The 23,331-nt window shown below is 69.6% G+C and carries 23 protein-coding genes and 1 pseudogene; all 24 read left to right on the top strand.

Annotated elements, in window-relative coordinates:
- The first annotated feature begins 23 nt into the window (after nt 1–23).
- The 24 genes and pseudogenes from ELQ92_RS10400 to ELQ92_RS10285 all read left to right on the top strand — a co-directional run bounded on the left by ELQ92_RS10400 (nt 24) and on the right by ELQ92_RS10285 (nt 23,330).
- Nucleotides 24–491 (top strand): shikimate kinase, encoded by a 468-nt coding sequence (locus tag ELQ92_RS10400; RefSeq protein ID WP_128499119.1) that lies wholly within the window; start codon nt 24–26, stop codon nt 489–491.
- Nucleotides 488–1,597: a 3-dehydroquinate synthase gene (gene aroB / locus ELQ92_RS10395; RefSeq protein ID WP_243694972.1), complete on the top strand. Its 1,110-nt coding sequence runs from the start codon at nt 488–490 to the stop codon at nt 1,595–1,597. The genes ELQ92_RS10400 and aroB overlap by 4 nt, the downstream gene beginning before the upstream one ends.
- 2 nt (nt 1,598–1,599) lie before the next feature.
- Nucleotides 1,600–2,037 (top strand): type II 3-dehydroquinate dehydratase, encoded by a 438-nt coding sequence (locus ELQ92_RS10390; RefSeq protein ID WP_128498892.1) that lies wholly within the window; start codon nt 1,600–1,602, stop codon nt 2,035–2,037.
- A 110-nt stretch (nt 2,038–2,147) separates the two neighbouring features.
- A complete protein-coding gene (efp, locus tag ELQ92_RS10385; RefSeq protein WP_128498891.1) occupies nt 2,148–2,711 on the top strand; it encodes an elongation factor P in 564 nt (187 codons plus the stop codon).
- Entirely contained in the window at nt 2,711–3,124 is a 414-nt protein-coding gene (gene nusB / locus ELQ92_RS10380; protein ID WP_128498890.1) for a transcription antitermination factor NusB, read from the top strand. Before efp ends, nusB begins: the two co-directional genes overlap by 1 nt.
- A 177-nt stretch (nt 3,125–3,301) precedes the next feature.
- Nucleotides 3,302–3,844, top strand: a pseudogene (gene pyrR / locus ELQ92_RS10375) (bifunctional pyr operon transcriptional regulator/uracil phosphoribosyltransferase PyrR); the annotation flags it as partial.
- Nucleotides 3,844–4,791: an aspartate carbamoyltransferase catalytic subunit gene (locus ELQ92_RS10370; protein WP_128498888.1), complete on the top strand. Its 948-nt coding sequence runs from the start codon at nt 3,844–3,846 to the stop codon at nt 4,789–4,791. The pseudogene pyrR and the gene ELQ92_RS10370, both read left to right, overlap by 1 nt.
- Before the next feature lies 1 nt (nt 4,792).
- The gene (locus ELQ92_RS10365) at nt 4,793–6,133 is read left to right on the top strand and encodes a dihydroorotase (RefSeq protein ID WP_128498887.1); all 1,341 of its coding nucleotides are present in this window, start codon (nt 4,793–4,795) and stop codon (nt 6,131–6,133) included.
- On the top strand, nt 6,126–6,641 hold the full coding sequence (locus ELQ92_RS10360) for a PH-like domain-containing protein (protein WP_128498886.1): 516 nt from the start codon (nt 6,126–6,128) through the stop codon (nt 6,639–6,641). The genes ELQ92_RS10365 and ELQ92_RS10360 overlap by 8 nt, the downstream gene beginning before the upstream one ends.
- On the top strand, nt 6,638–7,813 hold the full coding sequence (gene carA, locus ELQ92_RS10355) for a glutamine-hydrolyzing carbamoyl-phosphate synthase small subunit (protein WP_128498885.1): 1,176 nt from the start codon (nt 6,638–6,640) through the stop codon (nt 7,811–7,813). The genes ELQ92_RS10360 and carA overlap by 4 nt, the downstream gene beginning before the upstream one ends.
- Entirely contained in the window at nt 7,813–11,106 is a 3,294-nt protein-coding gene (carB, locus tag ELQ92_RS10350) for a carbamoyl-phosphate synthase large subunit (RefSeq protein WP_128498884.1), read from the top strand. Before carA ends, carB begins: the two co-directional genes overlap by 1 nt.
- Entirely contained in the window at nt 11,103–11,930 is an 828-nt protein-coding gene (gene pyrF / locus ELQ92_RS10345; RefSeq protein WP_208004310.1) for an orotidine-5'-phosphate decarboxylase, read from the top strand. Before carB ends, pyrF begins: the two co-directional genes overlap by 4 nt.
- Complete coding sequence (gmk, locus tag ELQ92_RS10340; protein ID WP_128498883.1) at nt 11,927–12,850, top strand: guanylate kinase; 924 nt, start codon at nt 11,927–11,929, stop codon at nt 12,848–12,850. Before pyrF ends, gmk begins: the two co-directional genes overlap by 4 nt.
- Before the next feature lie 81 nt (nt 12,851–12,931).
- On the top strand, nt 12,932–13,189 hold the full coding sequence (rpoZ, locus tag ELQ92_RS10335) for a DNA-directed RNA polymerase subunit omega (protein WP_128494432.1): 258 nt from the start codon (nt 12,932–12,934) through the stop codon (nt 13,187–13,189).
- A 148-nt stretch (nt 13,190–13,337) separates the two neighbouring features.
- Complete coding sequence (gene metK, locus ELQ92_RS10330) at nt 13,338–14,531, top strand: methionine adenosyltransferase (protein WP_128498882.1); 1,194 nt, start codon at nt 13,338–13,340, stop codon at nt 14,529–14,531.
- 7 nt (nt 14,532–14,538) lie between these two features.
- Entirely contained in the window at nt 14,539–16,488 is a 1,950-nt protein-coding gene (locus ELQ92_RS10325; RefSeq protein WP_128498881.1) for a primosomal protein N' family DNA-binding protein, read from the top strand.
- Nucleotides 16,485–17,402, top strand: a complete 918-nt coding sequence (locus ELQ92_RS10320; protein WP_128498880.1) for a methionyl-tRNA formyltransferase — start codon at nt 16,485–16,487, stop codon at nt 17,400–17,402. Before ELQ92_RS10325 ends, ELQ92_RS10320 begins: the two co-directional genes overlap by 4 nt.
- On the top strand, nt 17,399–18,796 hold the full coding sequence (locus tag ELQ92_RS10315; protein WP_128498879.1) for an RsmB/NOP family class I SAM-dependent RNA methyltransferase: 1,398 nt from the start codon (nt 17,399–17,401) through the stop codon (nt 18,794–18,796). The genes ELQ92_RS10320 and ELQ92_RS10315 overlap by 4 nt, the downstream gene beginning before the upstream one ends.
- Nucleotides 18,797–18,823: 27 nt before the next feature.
- Nucleotides 18,824–19,519 carry a ribulose-phosphate 3-epimerase gene (gene rpe, locus ELQ92_RS10310; RefSeq protein WP_128498878.1) on the top strand — a complete coding sequence of 232 codons (696 nt, stop codon included), beginning with the start codon at nt 18,824–18,826 and terminating at the stop codon, nt 19,517–19,519.
- Nucleotides 19,516–19,779: a phosphoribosyl-ATP diphosphatase gene (locus tag ELQ92_RS10305; RefSeq protein WP_128498877.1), complete on the top strand. Its 264-nt coding sequence runs from the start codon at nt 19,516–19,518 to the stop codon at nt 19,777–19,779. Before rpe ends, ELQ92_RS10305 begins: the two co-directional genes overlap by 4 nt.
- Before the next feature lie 45 nt (nt 19,780–19,824).
- A complete protein-coding gene (gene hisG, locus ELQ92_RS10300; protein WP_128498876.1) occupies nt 19,825–20,664 on the top strand; it encodes an ATP phosphoribosyltransferase in 840 nt (279 codons plus the stop codon).
- Nucleotides 20,665–20,677: 13 nt separating this feature from the next.
- The gene (gene hisF / locus ELQ92_RS10295; RefSeq protein ID WP_128498875.1) at nt 20,678–21,439 is read left to right on the top strand and encodes an imidazole glycerol phosphate synthase subunit HisF; all 762 of its coding nucleotides are present in this window, start codon (nt 20,678–20,680) and stop codon (nt 21,437–21,439) included.
- Entirely contained in the window at nt 21,439–21,804 is a 366-nt protein-coding gene (gene hisI / locus ELQ92_RS10290) for a phosphoribosyl-AMP cyclohydrolase (protein WP_128498874.1), read from the top strand. The genes hisF and hisI overlap by 1 nt, the downstream gene beginning before the upstream one ends.
- Nucleotides 21,805–21,812: 8 nt before the next feature.
- On the top strand, nt 21,813–23,330 hold the full coding sequence (locus ELQ92_RS10285) for an anthranilate synthase component I (RefSeq protein ID WP_208004348.1): 1,518 nt from the start codon (nt 21,813–21,815) through the stop codon (nt 23,328–23,330).
- Nucleotide 23,331: the final 1 nt, after the last annotated feature.

The raw sequence follows: 23,331 nt of genomic DNA, 5'->3' as shown, positions 1-23,331 counted from the left end.
AGGCCCTCGTCCTCATCGGCCCCATGGCAGCGGGCAAGTCGAAGATCGGCCGGCGCGTCGCGCGCTCCCTCGGCGTCCCGTTCACCGACACCGATCGGGTGATCGTCGCGCGGCACGGTCCGATCCCCGAGATCTTCGAGCGCGAGGGTGAGCCGGCGTTCCGCGAGTACGAGCGCGACGCGGTTGCCCGTGCCGTGGCCAAGCGCTCCGTCGTGTCGCTCGGCGGGGGAGCCGTCATGCACCACGAGACACGAGCGCTTCTCGAGGACGCGACCGTCGTCTACCTCACCGTGACGAGCGCGGCCGTCCGGTCGCGGATCGCCGGATCGAACCGGCCGCTGTTGACGGACGGGATCGAGTCGTGGGAGCGCATCTTCGCGGAGCGCCGGCCCGTCTACGAGGCGCTCGCGACGGCCACCTGGGACACCTCGACCCTCCCGATCACACGAATCGCGGACGACATCACCGCATGGGCGAAAGGACGACGATGACGGACATCACGAACGAGCAGAGCGCGGCCGACGGGGGCGGCACCATCCGCGTCGGCGGCGATACCGGGTACGACGTGCTCGTCGGTCGAGGTGTGCTCGACCGCGTCACGGACGCCCTCGGGCCGGGCGTCCGCAAGGTCCTCATCGTGCACGCCCCCACCCTCGGCGCGGAGGCGTCGCGGTTGCGCGAGAGGCTGCTCGACTCCTCTCTCGAGGTGCTTCTCGCCGAGATCCCCGACGCCGAGTCCGGGAAGCGCGTCGAGGTGGCGGCGTTCTGCTGGCAGATCCTCGGGCAAGCGGACTTCACTCGCAGTGACGCCGTCATCGGGCTCGGCGGTGGCGCGACGACCGACCTCGCCGGCTTCGTCGCGGCGACGTGGCTCCGCGGAGTGCGGCTCGTCCAGATCCCGACGACGGTCCTCGGAATGGTCGACGCCGCCGTCGGGGGGAAGACGGGGATCAACACGAACGAGGGCAAGAACCTCGTGGGCGCTTTCCACGCCCCGGCCGCTGTCGTCGCGGATCTCGATCTCCTCTCGACGCTCTCGCGCAACGAGATCCTCGCCGGCTTCGCCGAGGTCGTGAAGTGCGGCTTCATCGGTGACCCGCGGATCCTCGACGTGATCGAGGCCGACGTCGCGCGCGTCACCGATCCCGCCACCGACGAGTTCCGCGAGGTCGTCGAGCGTTCGATCGCGCTGAAGGCCGCGGTCGTGAGTGAGGACTTCACGGAGCAGGGCCGCCGGGAGATCCTCAACTACGGCCACACGCTCGGCCACGCGATCGAGCACGCGGAGCGCTACCAGTGGCGGCACGGGGCGGCCGTGGCGATCGGCATGGTCTTCGCCGCCGAGCTCGGTCGGCTGTCGGGGCCGCTCTCGGACGCCGTCGTCGATCGGCACCGCTCGGTCCTGTCGTCTCTCGACCTGCCGATCGACTACCCGGTCGGGCGGTGGAACACGCTGCTCGCGACGATGCAGCGCGACAAGAAGGCGCGAGCCGGCCTGCTCCGCTTCATCGTGCTCGACGACATCGCGCGGCCGACGGTGCTCACCGGGCCGGATCAGTCGCTGCTGTTCACCGCCTGGCAGGAGGTAGGTTCGTAACCATGCCGACCGTCCTCGTCCTCAACGGGCCCAATCTCGGCCGGCTCGGCAGCCGGGAACCCGACGTGTACGGCGCCGCCGACCTCGCGGCGCTGCGCCGACTCCTCGAAGCCGTCGCGCCCGAGGGGTGGAACGTCGACCTGCGACAGACGGACGACGAGGGCGAACTCATCGGATGGCTCCACGAAGCGGCCGACTCCGGGTCCCCCGTGATCCTGAACCCCGCGGCGTTCACCCACTACAGCTATGGGCTGCGTGATGCCGCCGCTCTCGTGACGAAGCCCGGGGGCACGCTCATCGAGGTGCACATCTCGAACCCCCACGCTCGAGAGACGTTCCGCCATACGAGTGTCATCAGCGGGGTCGCGACGGGAGTGATCGCCGGGTTCGGCTTCGACTCCTACCGACTCGCCCTCCTGCAGGTGCTCGCCTCCGCCTGAGGCGCATTGGTCAGCATGCGTGCGTGCCGGTAGACTCGGCAGCTGGCCCACTCCGGCCCCTGCGCGGTTCTCGACCGCAGCCCCCGACCGCGAATCGAACGGACATCCCCATGGCCTCTACCGCTGACATCAAGAACGGCGTCGTCATCAACATCGACGGACAGCTGTGGTCCGTCATCGAGTTCCAGCACGTCAAGCCGGGCAAGGGCGGCGCTTTCGTGCGTACGAAGCTGAAGAACATCATGACGGGCAAGGTCGTCGACAAGACCTACAACGCCGGTGCGAAGATCGAGACGGAGAACGTCGACCGTCGCGACTACCAGTACCTCTACAACGACGGTTCCGGCTTCGTCTTCATGGACACGAGCGACTACGACCAGATCACGGTCCCCTCCGAGATCGTCGGCGATGCCGCGAACTTCATGCTCGAGAACCAGATGGCGACCGTCGCGATGAACAACGGCAACCCGCTCTATGTCGAGCTGCCCGCGTCCGTCGTGCTCGAGATCACCTACACCGAGCCGGGTCTGCAGGGTGATCGCTCGACCGGCGGCACGAAGCCCGCGACTGTCGAGACCGGCTACCAGATCCAGGTGCCGCTGTTCCTCGAGACCGGCACCCGGGTCAAGGTCGACACGCGTACCGGCGACTACCTGGGCCGGGTCACCGACTAGTGGGAGCACGCACGAAGGCGCGCAAGCGCGCTCTCGACATCCTGTACTCGGCCGACGTGCGCCGTATCACGCCCGCCGAGGCGCTGTCGGCCGAGGCCGGCCGCGCCGCGAGCGAACCGGACCGGGCGGCCTCCTGGCTGTACGCGCGCGACATCGTCGACGGCGTGATCGACAACCAGGTCGAGATCGACGAGCAGATCGAGACGTTCTCGCAAGGCTGGTCCCTCGAGCGGATGCCCGCGATCGACCGTGCGATCCTGCGCATCGGCGTGTGGGAGGTCCTCTTCAACGACGAGATCCCGACGGGGGTCGCGATCGACGAGGCCGTGGAGGCCGCGAAGGAGTACTCCACGGACGACTCGCCCGGGTTCGTCAACGGCCTCCTCGGACGCATCGCTCAGCAGGCCTCCTAACCAGAGAGCTACACCCGCACGAGGGCGCCACATACAACGGGCGCCCTCGCGGCGGAACTGCCGCCGTCGGGCGGCGGATGGTTCTCGGGCAGGCACGGTGGCCCGGCGTCCTGATAGGGTTGGCACCAGCAACGAGACAACCTTTAACACCGTCCGGAGAGGCGGAGAAGGGAGTCGGACATGAGCGCACGAACCGTGCTGCAGCATGCTGACATCTCGCGGGCGCTGACCCGCATCGCCCACGAGATCCTGGAGTCCAATCGCGGCCCGGACGCTCTCGTCATCCTCGGCATCCCCACGCGGGGAGTCGTCCTCGCGCGCCGCGTCGCGACCCTCGTCTCCGAGATCTCCGGAGTCGACGTCCCGGTCGGCTCGCTCGACGTCACGATGTACCGTGACGACCTCTCGCGGAACCCGACGCGCGCCCCGGCGCCGACGTCGATCCCCGCACGCGGCCTCGACGGCGCGACCGTCGTGCTCGTCGACGACGTGCTCTACTCCGGCCGGACGATCCGGGCGGCGCTCGACGCGCTCGGCGACATCGGTCGTCCCCGCGCAGTCCGGCTCGCGGCCCTCGTGGACCGCGGCCACCGCGAGCTCCCCATCCGCCCCGACTTCGTGGGCAAGAACCTGCCCTCGGCCCCGAGCGAACGGATCTACGTCCGTCTCGAGGACGTCGACGGTGAGGAATCGGTCACGATCGAGCAGGGCGGCGCCTGATGCGTCACCTGCTCTCGACGCGCGACCTCTCCCGGGACGCGGCCATCCACATCCTCGACGTCGCAGAGGACATGGCGCAGACACAGACGCGCGAGGTGCGGAAGCTCCCGACCCTCCGGGGCAAGACTGTCGTCAATCTCTTCTTCGAGGACTCGACGCGTACCCGGATCTCGTTCGAGGCTGCGGCCAAGCGCCTCTCCGCCGACGTCATCAACTTCAGTGCCAAGGGATCGAGCGTCTCGAAGGGCGAGAGCCTCAAGGACACCGCGCAGACCCTCGAGGAGATGGGCGCGGACGCCGTCGTCATCCGCCATGGCGCATCGGGCGCTCCGCACACCCTCGCGGCGAGCGGATGGATCGACGCCGGGATCGTCAACGCGGGCGACGGGACGCACGAGCACCCGACGCAAGCGCTGCTCGACGCATTCACCATCCGCCGTCGTCTGCACGGCGACGTGAGCCGCGGCCGCGGGCTCGACGGCATCACGGTCGCGATCGTCGGTGACATCCTCCACTCCCGGGTCGCACGCTCGAACGTGTGGCTGCTCTCCGCGCTCGGGGCCCGGACGGTCTTCGTCGGCCCTCCGACGCTCGTGCCGACGCACCTCGACGGCTGGCCGGCGGACGTGTCCTACGACCTCGACGCGACGATCGCCGCGTCACCGGACGTCGTCATGATGCTGCGGATCCAGACGGAGCGGATGAACGACGCGTACTTCCCGAACCCCCGGGAATACGCGCGGCGGTGGGGGCTCGACGACGAGCGCCTTGCACGGTTGCGCCCGGATACGATTGTCATGCACCCCGGACCGATGAACCGCGGCCTCGAGATCTCCTCACGGGCAGCGGATTCGCCTCGATCGACGGTACGCGAGCAGGTCGCGAACGGTGTCTCCGCGCGCATGGCCGTGCTGTATCTCCTGCTATCCGGCGAACGTGAGGACTGACATGACGAACTCTTCCTTCCTCTTGCGCGGAGCGACCCTCGCGGACGGATCGACGGCCGATATCGCGATCGTCGACGGCGGGATCACCGGGATCGGGTCGGGCCTCGACGCGTTTGGCGCCACGGTCGTCGACGCCGCCGGTCTGCTCGCGCTCCCGGGCCTCGTCGACCTCCACACGCACTTGCGTGAGCCCGGCTTCGAGGACAGCGAGACGGTGCTCACCGGGACGCGGGCCGCCGCGGCCGGTGGCTTCACGACGGTCTTCGCGATGGCGAACACGTCGCCCGTCGCCGACACCGCCGGGCTCGTCGAGCAGGAGCTCGCCCTCGGTGAGGCCTCCGGCTACGCGACCGTCCAGCCGATCGGCGCCGTCACGACGGGGCTCGCGGGGGAGCGGCTCGCCGAGCTGGGAGCGATGGCCTCGTCGCGCGCGCGCGTCCGGCTCTTCTCCGACGACGGCTTCTGCGTGAGCGACCCCCTGCTCATGCGACGGGCCCTCGAGTACGTCAAGGCGTTCGACGGCGCGATCGCGCAGCACGCTCAGGAACCACGCCTCACCGTGGGCGCCCAGATGAACGAGGGCGAGGTATCGACGCGCCTCGGCCTCACGGGCTGGCCCGCCGTCGCCGAGGAGGCGATCATCGCCCGGGACGTCCTCCTCACCGAGCACGTCGGCAGCCGGTTGCACGTCTGTCACGTCTCGACGGCGGGTTCCGTCGACATCATCCGTTGGGCGAAAGCGCGCGGCATCGCCGTCACCGCCGAGGTCACGCCCCATCACCTCTTGTTGACCGACGACCTCGCGGAGAGCTACGACGCGCGCTTCAAGGTCAATCCGCCATTGCGTTCCGCTGAGGACGTCGAGGCGGTTCGGGCGGGACTCGCCGACGGCACGATCGACATCGTCGCCACGGACCACGCGCCGCACCCGGATCAGCACAAGGACTGCGCGTGGCCAGAGGCGGCCAACGGGATGGTCGGGCTCGAATCCGCCTTGAGCGTCGTGCACGCCGCGATGGTCGACACGGGCCTGATCGAGTGGTCGGACGTCGCACGCGTACTGTCCGAGGCGCCGGCGCGGATCGGACGCCTCGAGGGGATGGGGACCGGTCTCACCATCGGTTCGCGGGCCGACGTCGTGCTCTACGACACGCGAGCCGCTCGTGCTTTCGGCGTCGAGTCGCTTGCGGGCAAGAGTGCGAACTCGCCCTACCTCGGTCGCCGACTGCCGGGCCGCGTCGTCGCGACGTTCCACCGCGGCGTTCCCACGGTGCTCGACGGTCGACTCCGGCCGCACGACGAGGTCGTCGCCGGGCAGAAGGCGGTGACCGCCCGTGGATAGGGTCGTCCCCGGGGTCATCGTGGCGCTCGTGCTCGCCGCGCTGCTCGCTCTGATGTGGTTCGCCTGGCGCCGTCGCACGCGGCGAGACGCGGCGCTCGACGTGCCCGAGGTTCCCGAGCCCTATGTGCCCGTCACATCGATCGACGTGCTCTACGTCGCGACGACGGAGGGCGGGCGCCCCCTCGAGCGCTTGGCCGTACGCGGCCTCGGCTTCCGGGCGCGCGCGGTGCTCTCGATCGCACCGGCTGGTCTCGTCCTCGCCATCCCGGGGGAGCGACCGGCCTTCATCCCCGCCGAGACCGTCACCGCGGTCGCCACCGCGAACGTCGCGATCGATCGTGTGGTCGAGTCCGACGGTCTCGTCCGGATCTCCTGGGCCATTTCCGGCGTCGCGTGCGACTCGTTCGTGCGCATCCTCGACGCCGACCAGCGCACGGTGGTCGCCGACCTCCAGCGCGTCATCGTCCCCCGTTCCCCCGTACCCACCGAGAGTGAGTCCCCCTCATGAGCGACACCCGCTTCGTCCCCGGCCCACCCGCCGTCCTCGTCCTCGAAGACGGCGCCCGCTTCACCGGCCGAGCCTACGGCGCCGTCGGCCGCACACTCGGCGAGGTCGTCTTCGCGACGGGTATGACCGGATACCAGGAGACGCTCACGGACCCGTCGTACGCCGGCCAGATCGTCATCCAGACGGCTCCCCACATCGGCAACACGGGAGTCAACACCGAGGATCGCGAGTCCGCGCGCATCTGGGTCGCCGGTTACGTCGTGCGCGACCCTTCCCGCGTCGTCTCCAACTTCCGCGCCGAGGGGTCCCTCGATGACGAACTCGCACGCGATGGAGTCGTCGGCATCTCGGGCATCGACACGCGAGCGATCACGCGCCACATCCGTTCCGGCGGCGCGATGAAGGCCGGCATCTTCTCCGGCGAGGACGCCGCGCTGCCCGCCGCCGAGCAGCTCGACCTCGTCCGTCGCGGTGTCGACATGCGCGGACGGAACCTCTCCGGTGACGTGTCGACGGGGGAGCCCTACCGCATCCCCGCGTCGGGCGAGCGGATCGGCACGGTCGCGGTCCTCGATCTCGGCGTCAAGAAATCGACGCTGACCTACCTGTCCGAGCGCGGATTCGATGTCGAGGTCCTGCCGCAGAGCGCCTCGGCCGACCAGGTGAAGGCGCTGAATCCCGACGCGCTCTTCTTCTCGAACGGACCGGGCGACCCGGCGGCGTCCGACGCCCACGTCGAGCTCCTCCGCGAATCGCTGCGGGCCGGGGTTCCCTACTTCGGCATCTGCTTCGGCAACCAGCTCCTCGGTCGCGCGCTCGGTTTCCCGACGTACAAGCTTCCCTTCGGTCACCGCGGCATCAATCAGCCCGTGCTCGACAAGACGACGGGCCGAGTGGAGATCACGTCGCAGAACCACGGTTTCGCTGTCGACCTCCCCGTCGAGGGTGTGCATGACTCGCCTGAGGGCTTCGGTCGCGCAGAGGTGAGCCACTACTCCCTCAACGACAACGTCGTCGAGGGGCTGCGCTGCCTCGACATCCCCGCGTTCAGCGTCCAGTACCACCCCGAATCGGCCGCCGGCCCGCACGACGCCAACCACCTGTTCGACCGCTTCCGCGACCTCGTGATCGCGCGACGGGACGAGACCACTTCCACGGGAGATCAGAACTAATGCCCAAGCGCGACGACATCAACAGCGTCCTCGTCATCGGATCCGGCCCGATCGTCATCGGGCAGGCCGTCGAGTTCGACTACTCCGGGACCCAGGCGTGCCGCGTGCTCCGCGAGGAGGGCGTGCGCGTGATCCTCGTGAACTCGAACCCCGCGACGATCATGACGGACCCCGACTTCGCCGACGCGACCTACGTCGAGCCGATCACATGGGAGGTCATCGAGACCATCATCGCGAAGGAGCGGCCGGATGCGATCCTGCCGACGCTCGGCGGCCAGACGGCCCTCAACGCCGCGATCCAGCTGCACGAGCACGGGATCCTCGAGAAGTACGACGTCGAGCTCATCGGCGCGAACTTCGAGGCGATCCAGAAGGGCGAGGACCGTCAGGTCTTCAAGCAGCTCGTCCTCGACGCGGGTGCCGACGTCGCCCGTTCGTACATCGCCCACTCGGTCGACGAGGCGGTCTCGTACGCCGAAGACCTCGGCTACCCCCTCGTGGTCCGCCCGTCCTTCACGATGGGCGGTCTCGGTTCGGGCTTCGCGTACACCGAGGAGGAGCTGCGGCGCATCGTGGGGGACGGCATCCACCAGAGCCCGACGAGCGAGGTCCTCCTCGAGGAGTCGATCCTCGGTTGGAAGGAGTACGAGCTCGAGCTCATGCGCGACACGGCCGACAACACCGTCGTCGTGTGCTCGATCGAGAACGTCGATCCCGTGGGTGTGCACACCGGCGACTCGATCACGGTCGCCCCGGCTCTCACCCTCACGGACCGCGAGTACCAGAACCTCCGCGACATCGGCATCGACATCATCCGCGCCGTCGGCGTCGACACGGGCGGCTGCAACATCCAGTTCGCCGTCGACCCGTCGAACGGCCGCGTCATCGTCATCGAGATGAACCCGCGCGTCTCGCGTTCGAGCGCTCTCGCCTCCAAGGCCACGGGCTTCCCGATCGCGAAGATCGCCGCGAAGCTCGCGATCGGCTACCGGCTCGACGAGATCCCGAATGACATCACGAAGGTGACCCCGGCGAGCTTCGAGCCGACGCTCGACTACGTCGTCGTGAAGGTGCCGCGGTTCGCGTTCGAGAAGTTCCCCGCCGCCGACCCGACGCTCACGACGACCATGAAGAGCGTCGGCGAGGCGATGGCGATCGGCCGCAACTACGCGACGGCGCTCCAGAAGGCGCTGCGGTCTCTCGAGAAGAAGGGATCGAGCTTCCACTGGGGTGACGAGTCACGCTCGGCCGCCGAGCTGCTCGACCTCGCACGGACGCCGACCGACGGTCGTATCGTCCTCGTCCAGCAAGCGCTCCGCCTCGGGGCGAGCGTCGAGGAGACCTTCGAGGCCACGAAGATCGATCCGTGGTTCCTCGACCAGATCGTGTTGATCAACGAGGTCGCCGACTACGTGCGTGCGGCTCCCGTCCTCGACACGGCCGTCCTCACGGTAGCGAAGGACCACGGCTTCTCCGACGTGCAGATCGGTCAATTGCGCGGCTTCGGCGAGAAGGAGGTGCGCGAGGTCCGTCACATCCTCGGCGTGCGACCCGTCTACAAGACCGTCGACACGTGCGCGGGGGAGTTCCCCGCGCTCACGCCGTACCACTACTCGAGCTACGACCAGGAGACCGAGGTCGCCCCCAGCGACCGCCGAAAGGTCGTCATCCTCGGCTCCGGTCCGAACCGCATCGGGCAGGGCGTCGAGTTCGACTACTCGTGCGTGCACGCGTCGTTCGCCCTCTCGGAGGCGGGCTTCGAGACGATCATGATCAACTGCAACCCGGAGACGGTCTCGACGGACTACGACACGAGCGACAGGCTCTACTTCGAGCCGCTCACGCTCGAGGACGTCCTCGAGGTCATCCACGCGGAGAGCCTGTCCGGTGAGCTCGTCGGCGTGGTCGTGCAGCTCGGCGGGCAGACCGCGCTCGGACTCGCGAACGGCCTCAAGGAGGCGGGCGTCCCGATCCTCGGGACGCAGCCCGAGGCCATCGACCTCGCCGAGGAGCGCGGAGCGTTCTCCGCGATCCTCGATGCGGCCGGCCTGCTCGCCCCGAAGAACGGCACGGCCGTCGACTTCGCCGGAGCCGTCGCGATCGCCGAGGGGATCGGCTATCCCGTCCTCGTCCGACCGAGCTTCGTGCTCGGCGGTCGCGGCATGGAGATCGTCTACGACAGTGCGTCGCTCGCCGACTACTTCCACCGCATCGCCGACCAGGGCATCGTCGACTCGGCGCACCCGCTCCTCGTCGACCGATTCCTCGACGACGCGATCGAGATCGACGTCGACGCTCTCTACGACGGCGAGGAGCTCTACATCGGTGGCGTGATGGAGCACATCGAGGAGGCGGGAATCCACTCGGGCGACTCGAGCTGCACCCTCCCGCCCGTCACGCTCGGCAAGGCCCAGATCGACCGTGTCCGCGACGCGACGCTGCAGATCGCCGAGGGCGTCGGCGTCCGCGGACTGTTGAACGTGCAGTTCGCGATCGCCCAGGGAATCCTCTACGTGCTCGAGGCCAACCCGCGCGCTTCCCGCACGGTTCCGTTCGTCTCGAAGGCGCTCGGAATCCCGCTTGCGAAGGCCGCGTCGCTCCTCATGACCGGTTCCACCGTCCGTGGTCTCATCGAGTCGGGACTCCTCCCGGCCGTCGACGGCTCACGCGTGCCAATGGACTCGCCGATCTCCGTCAAGGAGGCCGTCCTGCCCTTCAAGCGATTCCGCACGAAGAACGGCGACATCGTCGACTCCGTGCTCGGTCCGGAGATGCGCTCGACGGGCGAGGTCATGGGGATCGATCGGGACTTCCCGACGGCGTTCGCGAAGAGCCAGGAGGCCGCGTACGGCGGGCTGCCGCTCGAGGGGACGGTGTTCGTGTCGGTCTCCGACCGCGACAAGCGCTCCATCGTCCTGCCCGTGCTCCGGCTCCAGGAGCTCGGTTTCACGATCCTCGCGACGGAGGGCACGGCCGAGGTGCTCAGCCGCAACGGGATCACGACCCGTCAGGTGCGGAAGTTCAGCGAGGGTGACGAGTCGGTCGTCGGCGAGCCGTCGATCGTCGACCTCATCAACCGCAACGAGGTCGACATCGTCATCAACACGCCCTCCGGTCGGTCGGCGCGCGCCGACGGCTACGAGATCCGCGCGGCGGCCGTCGCGGCGGACAAACCTCTCTTCACGACGATCGCCCAGCTCACGGCGGCCGTCGCGTCCTTCGGCGCGATCCGTGACGGCTTCCAGGTGACGAGCCTGCAGGAGTACCAGCTCGAACGCGAGGCCCGCGTGTGAGCTTCGGAGACCGACTGACCGAGGTCTTCGCGGCCTCCGGACGGCTGTGCGTCGGGATCGACCCCCACGAGGGGCTTCTCGCGGAGTGGGGCCTTCCGGCGTCCGGCTCCGGAGTCCGTGACTTCGGGCTGCGTGTCGTCGAGGCGACGGTGGGCTCCGCGGGCATCGTGAAGCCTCAGGTCGCCTTCTTCGAGCGGTTCGGGTCGGCGGGCTTCATCGCCCTGGAGGAGGTTCTCGGCGCCGCGCGTTCCGCCGGCCTCCTCGTCATCGGCGACGTCAAGCGTGGCGAGATCGGGTCGAGTATGGCGGGGTACGCTGGCGCTTGGCTCGAGGAGGGTGGTCCCCTCGAAGTGGACGCGCTGACCCTCAACCCGTACCTCGGAGTGGAGGACCTGGCCGACACGTTCGCCGCCGCCGCCCGTGTCGGAAAAGGCGCGTTCGTGCTCGCCGCGACGTCGAATCCCGCCGGCGCGTCCGTCCAGAGGGCGCGGACACCGGATGGACGCAGCGTCTCCCGGCGTGTGCTCGACGACGTCGCCGCCTGGAACGCGACGACGGGAGACGGCATCGGGCCGATCGGCGTGGTCATCGGGGCGACCGTCGACCTCGCCGCGGCCGGTCTCGACGATGTCGAGCGGCCACTCCCGGTCCTCGCCCCGGGCTTCGGGCACCAGGGGGCTCACACAGGCCGGACCCGGGAGATTTACGGGAACCTCTCCGAGGGCGTTATCGTAAGCGAATCACGAAGCCTGCTGTCGAGCGGTCCCGCGGGGATCGCACACGCGATCTCCGAGCGGGCGGCAGAGGTGAGAGGAACGTTGTGACGCAGGACTCGGGACGTCGACCGCCGGAAGTCGACCGCACCGCCGCTTCTCGAGCCGCCGTCGCGGCGAGACGGGCGCGCGCCACGGTCAAGGCCGCGGTCGCAGGAGGGACGCGATCGGCCGTCGACGTGCTCGACGCGGCGACGTCCCATCCGGTCGGCGTCGAGGGGCGCCTGCGGGTGACCGACCTGCTCCTGAGCGTGCCGGCGATCGGGCAGACGAAGCTCCCGCGCATCATGAACGACCTCGGCATCTCGCCGTCGAAGCGACTCGGGGGACTCGGGGTACACCAGCGGCGCAAGCTGAAGGCCTTCCTCGCCGACCGCGAGTCCGTCAATCGGGCACGGCGGCGCAGCCGACTCGTGGTGCTCGCCGGTCCCACCGCCGTCGGCAAGGGGACCGTCGCCTCCTACATCCGTGACAACTACCCCGACGTGCTGCTCAGCGTGTCGGCGACCACACGGAAGCCCCGACCGGGCGAAATCGAGGGCGTCAACTACTACTTCGTCACCGACGAGGAGTTCGACCGCATGATCGAGGAGAACGAACTCCTCGAGTACGCGACAGTGCACAACTCGCACCGCTACGGCACTCCCAGGGGACCGATCGAGGCGGCTCTCGCCCGCGGGGACAGCGTCCTTCTCGAGATCGACATCCAGGGCGCGCGCCAGGTCCGGCGCCATATGCCGGAGGCGACGCTCGTCTTCCTCGTGCCTCCGTCGTGGGACGAGCTCGTGCGTCGACTCATCGGTCGGGGCACCGAGGACGAGGCGGAACAGGCGAGGAGACTCGAGACGGCGCACATCGAACTCGCCGCCCAGGACGAGTTCGATCACCGGGTCGTGAACTCCGACGTGAGCGCCGCGGCCGCGGAGGTCGTAGACTTGCTGGTGACCCGCGGATCCGCGACCTCGCGTTGATCGCTCTCGAGCACCGTTCTCCCGCGGAGAGCGCTCGATCCATCCGCTCACGAACAACCGCACCAGGAGTGTGAACGAACCATGGCCGATCGCCAAAAAGGAATCATCGATCCCCCCATCGACGAGTTGCTGTCGAAGGTGGATTCCAAGTATGCCCTCGTGATCTTCGCATCGAAGCGCGCACGGCAGATCAACGACTACTACGCCGACCTGCACGAAGGCAGCCTCTTCGACAACGTCGGACCGCTCGTCGACTCCAACGTCGACGACAAGCCGCTCTCGGTCGCCATGCGCGAGATCAACGAGGACAAGCTCACCGTCCGCCAGCTCGCGGAATAGCCTCACCCGAACGGCCGGCCCCAGTGGGAGCCGGCCGTTCCTTCGTGGGCGGGTCGCGTCGTAACGACCCGCTGTCGGTGGTGCGGTGCATGCTGAATGCACCGATCGCCTCGTCGAGCATCGAACCTTTTCCCTCTGGAGACCATCCATGACCGTGCGTCGCCTCTTCACGTCCGAATCCGTCACCGAAGGACATCCGGACAAGGTCTGCGACCAGATCTCCGACAGCATCCTCGACGCGCTGCTGACGGTCGACCCGTCGAGTCGTGTCGCCGTCGAGACGCTCGTCACGACCGGGCTCGTGCACGTCGCGGGTGAGGTGTCGACGGACGGTTACGTCGAGATCCCGCAGATCGTGCGCGACGTCGTCACGGGCATCGGCTACGACTCGTCCGAGACCGGGTTCGACGGAGCGTCCTGCGGCGTCTCGGTGTCGATCGGGCAGCAGTCGCCGGACATCGCACAGGGGGTGGATGCGGCCTTCGAGTCGCGCGAGCAGTCGAGCGTCGACGCCCGTGACGCCCAGGGCGCCGGCGACCAGGGCATCATGTTCGGCTACGCGACGAACGAGACCGCCGAGCTCATGCCGATCCCGATCTGGATCGCCCACCGGCTCGCCGAGCGCCTCGCGAGCGTCCGCAAGAGCGGCGAGCTCGACTTCCTCCGTCCGGACGGCAAGACGCAAGCGACGATCGGCTACGAGGGCGCGGTCCCGCGATCGGTCGAGACGATCGTCCTGTCGACGCAGCACGCCGCCGGTGTCTCGACCGCCGATGTGCGCGCGGCCGTCACCGAGCACGTCATCCGTCCCGTCCTCGACATGCTCGACCTCGACACCTCCGAGACACGTCTCCTGATCAACCCGACGGGCACCTTCGTCATCGGCGGCCCCAAGGGCGACGCCGGCCTCACAGGCCGGAAGATCATCATCGACACGTACGGCGGTGCGTCGCGTCACGGCGGCGGGGCCTTCAGCGGCAAGGACCCGTCGAAGGTGGACCGATCGGCCGCCTACGCCATGCGTTGGGTCGCGAAGAACGCCGTCGCCGCGGGGCTCGCCGAGCGGCTCGAGGTGCAGGTCGCGTATGCGATCGGCGCCGCAGCACCCGTCGGCCTCTACGTCGAGTCGTTCGGGACGAACGCGGTGCCCGACGAGCGCATCGTCGACGCCATCCGCTCCGTGTTCGACTTGCGCCCGGCGGCGATCATCGAGGACCTCGATCTCCTTCGCCCGATCTACGCACAGACGGCCGCATACGGCCACTTCGGTCGGGAGCTGCCCGATTTCACCTGGGAGCGCACGGACCGCGTCGACGACCTGCGGGCCGCAGCGGGGCTCTAGAGGCGTCGTGGCCGCCGCGGTCGCGCGCGTCGTCATCGACTCGCCCCTTCCTCAGCTGGATCACCTCTTCGACTACGCGATTCCCGACGGACTCGACGGTGTCGCGGCGGGTGTGAGGGTACGTGTGCCGTTGCGTTCAGCCGGCCGCGTCGCCGATGCCTTCGTCGTCGAGGTGGCCGACGAATCGGAGCACGCCGGTGCGCTCAGCCCCGTCGACGCGCTCGTGTCGACGGTCCCGGTCCTCTCGCACGAGGTCTGGACCCTCGCCCGCGCCGTGGCGGATCGCGTCGCGGGAACCGCGAGTGACGTCCTGAGACTGGCAGTGCCGAAGCGCCAGGTCCGCGTTGAGAAGGCCTACGCCGCAGCGGGCTCCCCGGCCGTTCCCCCCGCTCCTGGCGGAGTCGAGCCGGTTTCCGGGTACGCCGGATCGGACCTCGACGAGGGGATCGCGGCGGGCGGCCGATTCGTGGTAGACGCCATCCCGACGCTCACCTCACTTTCCGACGGCGCGTCGGTGGGATCGTGGGCGGTCACGGCTGCCCGTCTCGCCGCCAACACCGCGGCGCGTGGTCGTCAGACCATCGTCTCGGTGCCGGACCACCGCGACCTCGACCAGCTCGACGCCGCACTCCACGCGCTCGGGGTCGGCGCCGTCGTCCTCCGGTTCGATGCGGCACAGCCTTCGGCTGATCGTTATCGGTCCTTCCTCACGGCGCTCGGTGACGGCCCCCACATCGTGATCGGCAACAGGTCGTCGCTCTACGCGCCGGCATCGAGGCTCGGGCTCCTCGTCGTCGTCGAGGACGGGGATCCACTGCACCGTGAGCCTCTCGCCCCCTACGCTCACTCGCGCGACGTGGCCCTGGTGCGTCAGTCGCAGTCGGGCGCCGCTCTCGTCCTGTTGTCGCACGCACGCAGTGTCGACGCGGAGCGGCTCGTGGAACTCGGTTACCTCTCGCCCGTGTCGCCGTCGCCCTCGGTGCGACCGCGCGTCGTGCTCGCCGAGGACCCGCCCGGAGAGGCGAGCGCCCGCATCCCGGCGACGGCATGGGCGCTCGCTCGGGAGGCACTCGTCAGCGGACCGGTCCTCGTCCAGGTCGCCCGGCCGGGGTACGCCCCGGTGGTCGCGTGTGCGTCCTGCGGCACCGCGGCGACGTGCGCGCGCTGCCACGGCCCGCTCGGCGTCGCCCGGCGTGGAGCGCCTCCGCAGTGCGGAGTGTGCGGAGCCGTCGCCGCTCCGTGGCGCTGCGACGTCTGCGAGGGAAGCTCGCTACGCCTCGTGTCGCGCGGCAGCGGGCGCACGGCCGAGGAGCTCGGTCGGGCGTTCCCCGGCGCTCGAGTCGTCGTGGCCGATGGCGAGCACCGCGTCCTCACGCTGCCCGCGACCCCGGCGCTCGTCGTCGCCACGCGCGGCGCCGAGCCGATCGCGGCCGGCGGCTACCGAGCGGTCCTCCTCCTCGACGGCGAGCGCATGCTCGCGCGCGAGTCGTTGACGATCGCCGAGGACGCCATGCGGTGGTGGTCGAACGCTGCGGCCCTCGCGGCGCCTCGCGCGCCCGTCGTGCTCGCCGGGGTATCCGGCCCGCTCGCTCAGGCCTTCGCCGCCGGCACGCACGCGACCTTCGCGGCGCGCGAGCTCGCAGACCGTCGTGCGCTCGGGTTCCCGCCGTCGATCCGCACCGTGACGGTCACGGGACCCATCGACGCCGTGACCGCGGCGGTCGACGGCCTCCATGACGTGGGGATCCGCGACGTGCTCGGCCCGACGCCCGTCGACGACGGCGGCGTACGATCGATCGTACGCTTCGACTACCGTGTGGGAGCCGACGTCGCGCGCGAGCTCCGCGCGGCCCTCATCCGCAACGCGACGGCACGGCGTCGACCGATCGCGGGCCGCCCACAACGCGCCGTGCCATCGCTGCGGCTCCATTTCGACGACCCGGAGGTGTGGACGTGAGGATCGTCTTCGCTGGAAGCCCGATCACCGCTGTACCGACGCTCGACGCACTCGTGGAAGCGGGGCACGAGGTCGTGGCGGTCGTCACGAGGCCCGATGCCCCCCTCGGCAGGCGTCGCGTCCTGACTCCCTCGCCGGTCGCGGCGGCGGCCGAGGAGCGCGGTCTCACCGTGGTGCGTGCCACGCGACTCGACGCCACCGCGACGGAGCAGATCCTCGCGGAGCGCCCCGAGCTCGGTGTGATCGTCGCCTACGGGGGCCTCGTCCGCGAGCCGCTCCTCAGCGGTCCCGACCACGGCTGGATCAACCTGCACTTCTCGGCCCTGCCGGCGTGGCGCGGCGCCTCGCCCGTCCAACACGCGATCGCGCATCGTGTCGGGGCCGGCGCGTCGGTCTTCCAGTTGGTGCCCGAACTCGACGCCGGCCCCCTCTGGTCGCGGCGTGAGCGGCCCCTGACCGGGGATGAGACCACGGGTGACCTGCTCGCGGAACTCGCCGTCTCGGGTGCTGCGGACGTCGTCTCGGCGGTCGCTGCGATCGAGCGGGGCGAGCGGCCGACCGAGCAGAGCGGGGAGCCGAGTTTCGCTCCGAAGCTCGGGGTCGACGACGCGCGTGTCGACTGGAACCGACGGGCCGAGGATGTCGTCGCGCACATTCGGGCGATGACGCCGGAACCCGGGGCCCACACCTCGATCGGGGAGGTGCGCGTGAAGGTCCTCGCCGTCGCAGAGGCGCCCGAGGGAGCACCGTCGCCACCGCCGGGCGTCGTCACAGCGGCCGGCCGCGCGGTACTCGTGGGTACCGCGTCGGTTCCCGTGCGACTTCTCAGGGTGCAGCCCTCGGGCAAGAAGGACATGGACGCCGCCGACTGGTGGCGCGGTCTCACGACCGCAGAGGGGATCACGGCATCATGAACGGCGAGACCCGGCGGCGGCCCGACGAACGCATCCAGCCCGCTCGCGTGGTGGCCTTCGAGGTCATGTCCTCGGTGAGCACGGAAGACGCGTACGCCAACCTCCTGCTTCCCGGCGCGATCACGGCTGCTGGACTCGATCGGGCCGACGCGGCCCTCGCGACGGAGCTCTGCTACGGCACGCTGCGGATGCGCGGGTACTACGACAGGGTCATCTCGATCGCCGCGAACCGAGCGGTCGAGTCCATTGACCCGACCGTCCTCGACATCCTCCGCCTCGGAGCCCATCAGATCCTCGGGATGAGGGTCGCCGACCATGCGGCCGTCAATGAGTCGGTCGCGCTCGCGCGGCGATACGCGTCGCGGTCGGCAGTCGGCTTCACGAACGGCGTCCTCCGCGGCATCACGCGCCGGTCGCCCGACGAGTGGCTGCGCGACGTCTCGGCGGCGGCACAGGACGTCGACGAGCGCCGTGCGGTGCTCGCCTCTCACCCCGAGTGGGTCGTCAGGGCCTTCCGACGGGCACTCGCGGCGGAGGGTCGCGAAGGGGAGCTCGACGACCTCCTCGAGGCGGACAACCGAGCGCCCGCCGTCAATTTCGCGGCGCTGCCGGGACTCGTCCCGCTGCCGACGGACGCCACCCGGAACCGATTCTCGCCGGTGGGGTTCACGGGCGACGGCGGTGATCCGGAACGCGCCGTGACCGCGTCGGGAGGACGGATCCGCGTGCAGGACGAGGGCTCGCAGCTCGTGGCGCTCGCTCTCACTCGGGCTCGCCCCATCGCCTCAGGGGAGCAGTGGCTCGACATGTGCGCTGGCCCGGGCGGCAAGACGGCGATCCTCGCCGCGGAGGCCCTCGCAAGCGGTGCCGCCGTGACGGCGAACGAGCTCGTGCCCGCTCGGGCGGAGCTCGTGCGTCGGGCCGTCGCGGCCGTTCCGCTGGACGTGCCCGTCACCGAGTCGGACGGCACCACGATCGGCGCCGCGAGTCCGGCGCGGTTCGACCGCGTCCTCCTCGACGCTCCGTGCACCGGACTCGGGGCGCTTCGGCGCCGCCCGGAGGCGCGCTGGCGGAAGGAACCGAGGGACGTCCCGGAGCTCGCCGATCTCCAGGCCCGCCTCCTCGACTCCGCGATCGCCGCCACGAAGCCCGGCGGGCTCGTCGCCTATGTGACATGCTCGCCGCACCTCGCTGAGACACGTGCGGTCGTCGCCACCGCGGTGCGGCGATCCGGCGGCCGCGTCACGGAGATCGACGCCGGCGCTGTGTTGCGCGACATCGCGGGCGATGGCCTCGACCTGGGCGGCGACGACTCACGATCGAGCGCCCAGCTCTGGCCGCACCGCCACGCGACCGACGCCATGTTCCTCGCGCTCCTCGCCGTCGAGGCATGACCGTCGACGGCGCTTAGGCTTGAGCACATGACGGCCCGCATCCACCCGAGCATCCTGTCCGCCGACTTCGTCAACATGGAGGCGGCGCTCTCGACGATCGCGACGGCCGACGCCGTGCACGTCGACGTCATGGACAACCACTTCGTGCCGAACCTCACCTTCGGACTCCAGATGGTGGGACGCATCCAGGACGTGTCACCCGTTCCGCTCGACGTCCACCTCATGATCGACGACCCGGACCGTTGGGCCCCGGAGTACGCGACGACGGGCGCGGCCGGCGTGACCTTCCATGCCGAGGCGGCGGCGGATGCCGTGGAACTCGCTCGCGAACTGCGCGCCCGCGGAGCCCGGGCAGGGATCTCGATCAAGCCCGGCACGCCGATCGAGTCAGTCGTGGACGACCTCGCCGAGTTCGACCTCGTCCTCGTGATGACCGTCGAACCGGGCTTCGGGGGCCAGGCCTTCATGGAGGAGACGATGCCGAAGGTGCGGTCGCTCGCCCACATCCGCGAGCGACGCGGCCTCACGTTCGATCTGCAGGTCGACGGAGGGATCTCCACCGAGACGATCGGTACGGCGGCGGCCGCCGGAGCCGACGTGTTCGTCGCCGGCTCTGCCGTGTTCGGTGGAGCCGACCCGGCAGACCGCATCACGGAACTGCGGCGCCTCGCGGATGCGGCCCGCGCCGAGGCGGAGCGCTCTGCCGGTAGGCTGGGGGAGTGAAATCCTTCGACGACCTCTTCGCCGAGCTGAGCGAGAAGTCGCTGTCCCGACCGGAGGGCTCCGGCACCGTGCGCGAGCTCGATTCGGGCGTGCACGGCATCGGTAAGAAGATCGTGGAGGAGGCCGCGGAGGTGTGGATGGCCGCGGAGTACGAGTCCGACGAGGCCACCGCTGAGGAGATCTCGCAGCTGCTCTACCACGTGCAGGTGCTCATGCTCGCGAAGGGCCTCACGACGGAGGACGTCTACCGACATCTGTGACGCCGCTCCCGACGTCACCCGTTGTCTCCGACGAAAGTTTCTTCAATGTTGCGAATCGCAGTGCCCAACAAGGGCTCGCTGGCCGAGACGGCCGCCCTCATGCTCGACGAGGCCGGCTACGCCGTGCGGAAGGACCCGAAGGTCCTCCACCTCCTCGACTCCCGCAATGACGTCGAGTTCTTCTACCTCCGCCCCCGCGACATCGCGACATACGTGGGTTCCGGCGCCCTCGACGTGGGGATCACCGGGCGAGACCTCCTGCTCGACTCGCACAGCGAGGCTACGGAGGTCGCGGAGCTCGACTTCGCGCGCTCGACGTTCCGATTCGCCGGCCCGACGGGTCGATTCTCGGAGCTGTCCGACCTCGAGGGGAAGCGGCTCGCGACGAGTTATCCCGGTCTCGTCGGCGACTTCCTCGCCGAGGCCGGTGTGACGTCGACACTCGTGAAGCTCGACGGCGCCGTCGAGTCTGCCGTGCAGCTCGGGGTCGCCGACGCCGTCGCCGACGTCGTCGAGACCGGCTCGTCGCTGCGCAACGCCGGGCTCGAGATCTTCGGACCGGTGATCCTGCGATCGAGCGCCGTGCTCGTCACCTCGCCATCGGTTCCCGCCGGACTCCCGACCCTTCTGCGTCGGCTGCAGGGCGTGCTCGTCGCGCGCCAGTTCGTCCTCATGGACTACGACCTGCCGGTCGCCCTACTCGAACAGGCGACGGTGATCGCCGGTGGCATCGAGTCTCCGACGGTGTCTCCGCTCCGCGATCCGGAATGGGTAGCGGTCCGGGTCATGGTCCGGCGCGAGGACACGAACAGCGTCATGGACGAGCTCTACGGACTCGGAGCCCGCGCCATCCTCGTCAGCGCGATCCACGCGGCCCGGTTGTAGGCGGGCGGTCGCGATGTCTCTCGCCGTACGTGTCATCCCGTGTCTCGACGTGGCGGACGGCCGCGTCGTGAAGGGTGTGAACTTCCAAAACCTCGCCGACGCCGGCGACCCCGTCGAGCTCGCGGCCCGGTATGCCGCGCAGGGCGCCGACGAGCTGACCTTCCTCGACGTCACCGCGACGGTGGAGAGCCGCGGCACGACCTACGACGTCGTCACGCGAACCGCCGAGCAGGTGTTCGTCCCACTCACCGTCGGTGGAGGCGTGCGCTCCGCCGAGGACGTCGCGCGGCTCCTCGGCTCCGGAGCGGACAAGATCGGTGTGAACTCGGCGGCCATCAGGAGGCCCGACCTCGTCGGTGAGATCGCCGATCGGTTCGGGGCACAGGTCGTCGTGCTGTCGCTCGATGTGACGCGAGCGGAGGGCACGCCCTCCGGGTTCGTCGTGACGACGCACGGAGGCCGGACGGTCACCCGCATCGATGCTCTCGAGTGGGCGCGTGAGGCGATCGAGCGGGGCGCGGGCGAGCTCCTCGTCAACTCGATCGACGCCGACGGGACGAAGAACGGCTTCGACCTCGATCTCATCGAGGCCATGCGTGGCGTGAGCAGCGTGCCCGTGATCGCCTCAGGGGGAGCAGGGCAGCCTGCGCATTTCGCGCCGGCCATCCGCGCGGGAGCCGACGCGGTACTCGCCGCGAGCGTCTTCCACTCGGGCCAGCTGTCGATCGGCGAGGTCAAGGCCGCCATGAAAGACGAAGGGATCGGAGTCCGCTGATGACCGATGCACAAACCGTCATCGACCGTGTGAGGTTCGCCCCGGACGGTCTCGTCCCGGCGATCATCCAGCAGTGGGACTCCCACGAGGTGTTGATGCTCGGTTACATGGACGACGAAGCGCTGCGGCGAACCCTCACCGAGGGGCGCGTGACGTTCTGGTCGCGTTCGCGACAGGAGTACTGGCGGAAGGGCGACACCTCGGGGCACGCCCAATACGTCCGCTCGGCCGCTCTCGATTGCGACGGGGACACGGTGCTCGTCCAGGTCGAGCAGATCGGCGCGGCCTGCCACACCGGGACCCACTCGTGCTTCGACGGCGATCCCGTCGAGGTCGTCCCCGGATCGCCGGAGCAGGCGTCGTGACGGCCGCGATGGGCGGATCGACGACGCGCGAGGCGTTCGATGCCCTCGTCGGGACGCACCGAGTGGTGCCCGTGATCCGCGAGGTCTTCGCCGACGGGGAGACGCCTGTCGGCATCTACCGCAAGCTCGCCGCCGGTCGGCCGGGCACGTTCCTCCTCGAGTCCGCCGAGCAGGGCGGCATCTGGAGCCGATTCTCCTTCGTGGGTGTCCGCTCGTTCGGTGTGTTGACGCAGAGCGGGGACGAGGCGGTGTGGCTGGACCTGGGTCTTCCGGCCGCCCGCGCGCTCGGCGATGACGCCCCGCGGGAGCCGTTGCGAGCGATCGAGGCCCTTCACGCCCGGTGGCAGACCGCCAAGATCGCCGGCCATCCTCCCCTCACGGGCGGCCTCGTCGGCTTCATCGGGTGGGAGGCGATCCGACAGATCGAGAACCTCCCGGGCCGCCCGGCGGACGAGATCGGCGTACCCGGCCAAGCAGTGAGCTTCGCGGCAGACCTCGTCGTGCTCGACCATCGCCGCGGAACGGTCATGCTCATCGCGAACGTGCTGAGCGACGGGGAGGACACAGACGCGCTCTGGGCGGAGGCGGCGGGCCGACTCGACCGAATGCAGGCAGAGCTGTCGGAACCATCGGAGACATGGCTCGCGAACGTCGACCTCGACGCACCCGCGCTGCCGCGACATCGGACCGCCCGTCAGGACTTCCTCGATGCCGTCGTGACGTCCAAGGACTACATCCGCGAGGGCGATATCTTCCAGGTCGTGGTGTCGCAGCGCTTCGAGCTCGACACGGACGCCGCGGCGATTGACGTGTATCGCATCCTCCGGAGCCTCAACCCGAGTCCGTACATGTACCTCTTGAGCCTCGAGACCCCGGAGGGCGAACCGTTCCACATCGTCGGATCCTCACCGGAGGCACTCGTGAAGGTGCAGGACGGCCGCGTCTTCACGCACCCCATCGCGGGATCGAAGCCGCGCGGAGCGACACCTGAGGAGGACGCCGATCTGGAGGCGGAGCTCGCCGCCGATGCGAAGGAGCGCGCCGAGCATCTCATGCTCGTCGATCTCGCCCGCAACGACCTGCTCAAGGTGTGCACGCCCGGCACCGTCGAGGTCACCGAATTCATGAGGGTGGAGCGCTTCAGCCACATCATGCACCTCGTCTCGAGCGTCGAGGGCGACCTCGCCCCCGGAACCTCGAGCCTCGACGTCTTCCGGGCCACGTTCCCCGCCGGGACGCTCTCGGGAGCGCCCAAGCCGCGAGCGCTCGAGATCATCGACGAGCTCGAGCCTGCGCAGCGCGGCGTCTACGGGGGAGTGGTGGGGTATTTCGGCTTCTCGGGAGACGTCGACCTCGCCATCGCGATCCGCACGGCGACCATCATGCGCGGGACGGCGTTCGTCCAGGCGGGCGGCGGTCTCGTCGCCGACTCCGACCCGGCGAGCGAATTCCTCGAGTCCCAGAACAAGGCGGCGGCGCCGCTCCGAGCGGTCGCTGTGGCGAACGCCATGACGCGGATCCGGTGAC

Origin of the sequence: Labedella populi (assembly GCF_004078655.1) — a bacterium.
Classification (GTDB): Bacteria; Actinomycetota; Actinomycetes; order Actinomycetales; family Microbacteriaceae; genus Labedella; species Labedella populi.
The sequence above is the reverse complement of the archived record's forward strand: the minus strand, read 5'-3'. Positions and strand labels throughout refer to the sequence as shown.

Coding starts and splice junctions, on each gene's coding strand:
- ELQ92_RS10400 (WP_128499119.1), top strand. CDS start 24: ATGGCAGCGGGCAAGTCGAAGATCGGCCGGCGCGTCGCGCGCTCCCTC.
- aroB (WP_243694972.1), top strand. CDS start 488: ATGACGGACATCACGAACGAGCAGAGCGCGGCCGACGGGGGCGGCACC.
- ELQ92_RS10390 (WP_128498892.1), top strand. CDS start 1,600: ATGCCGACCGTCCTCGTCCTCAACGGGCCCAATCTCGGCCGGCTCGGC.
- efp (WP_128498891.1), top strand. CDS start 2,148: ATGGCCTCTACCGCTGACATCAAGAACGGCGTCGTCATCAACATCGAC.
- ELQ92_RS10370 (WP_128498888.1), top strand. CDS start 3,844: ATGCGTCACCTGCTCTCGACGCGCGACCTCTCCCGGGACGCGGCCATC.
- ELQ92_RS10365 (WP_128498887.1), top strand. CDS start 4,793: ATGACGAACTCTTCCTTCCTCTTGCGCGGAGCGACCCTCGCGGACGGA.
- carA (WP_128498885.1), top strand. CDS start 6,638: ATGAGCGACACCCGCTTCGTCCCCGGCCCACCCGCCGTCCTCGTCCTC.
- carB (WP_128498884.1), top strand. CDS start 7,813: ATGCCCAAGCGCGACGACATCAACAGCGTCCTCGTCATCGGATCCGGC.
- rpoZ (WP_128494432.1), top strand. CDS start 12,932: ATGGCCGATCGCCAAAAAGGAATCATCGATCCCCCCATCGACGAGTTG.
- metK (WP_128498882.1), top strand. CDS start 13,338: ATGACCGTGCGTCGCCTCTTCACGTCCGAATCCGTCACCGAAGGACAT.
- ELQ92_RS10315 (WP_128498879.1), top strand. CDS start 17,399: ATGAACGGCGAGACCCGGCGGCGGCCCGACGAACGCATCCAGCCCGCT.
- rpe (WP_128498878.1), top strand. CDS start 18,824: ATGACGGCCCGCATCCACCCGAGCATCCTGTCCGCCGACTTCGTCAAC.
- hisG (WP_128498876.1), top strand. CDS start 19,825: ATGTTGCGAATCGCAGTGCCCAACAAGGGCTCGCTGGCCGAGACGGCC.
- hisF (WP_128498875.1), top strand. CDS start 20,678: ATGTCTCTCGCCGTACGTGTCATCCCGTGTCTCGACGTGGCGGACGGC.
- hisI (WP_128498874.1), top strand. CDS start 21,439: ATGACCGATGCACAAACCGTCATCGACCGTGTGAGGTTCGCCCCGGAC.
- ELQ92_RS10285 (WP_208004348.1), top strand. CDS start 21,813: ATGGGCGGATCGACGACGCGCGAGGCGTTCGATGCCCTCGTCGGGACG.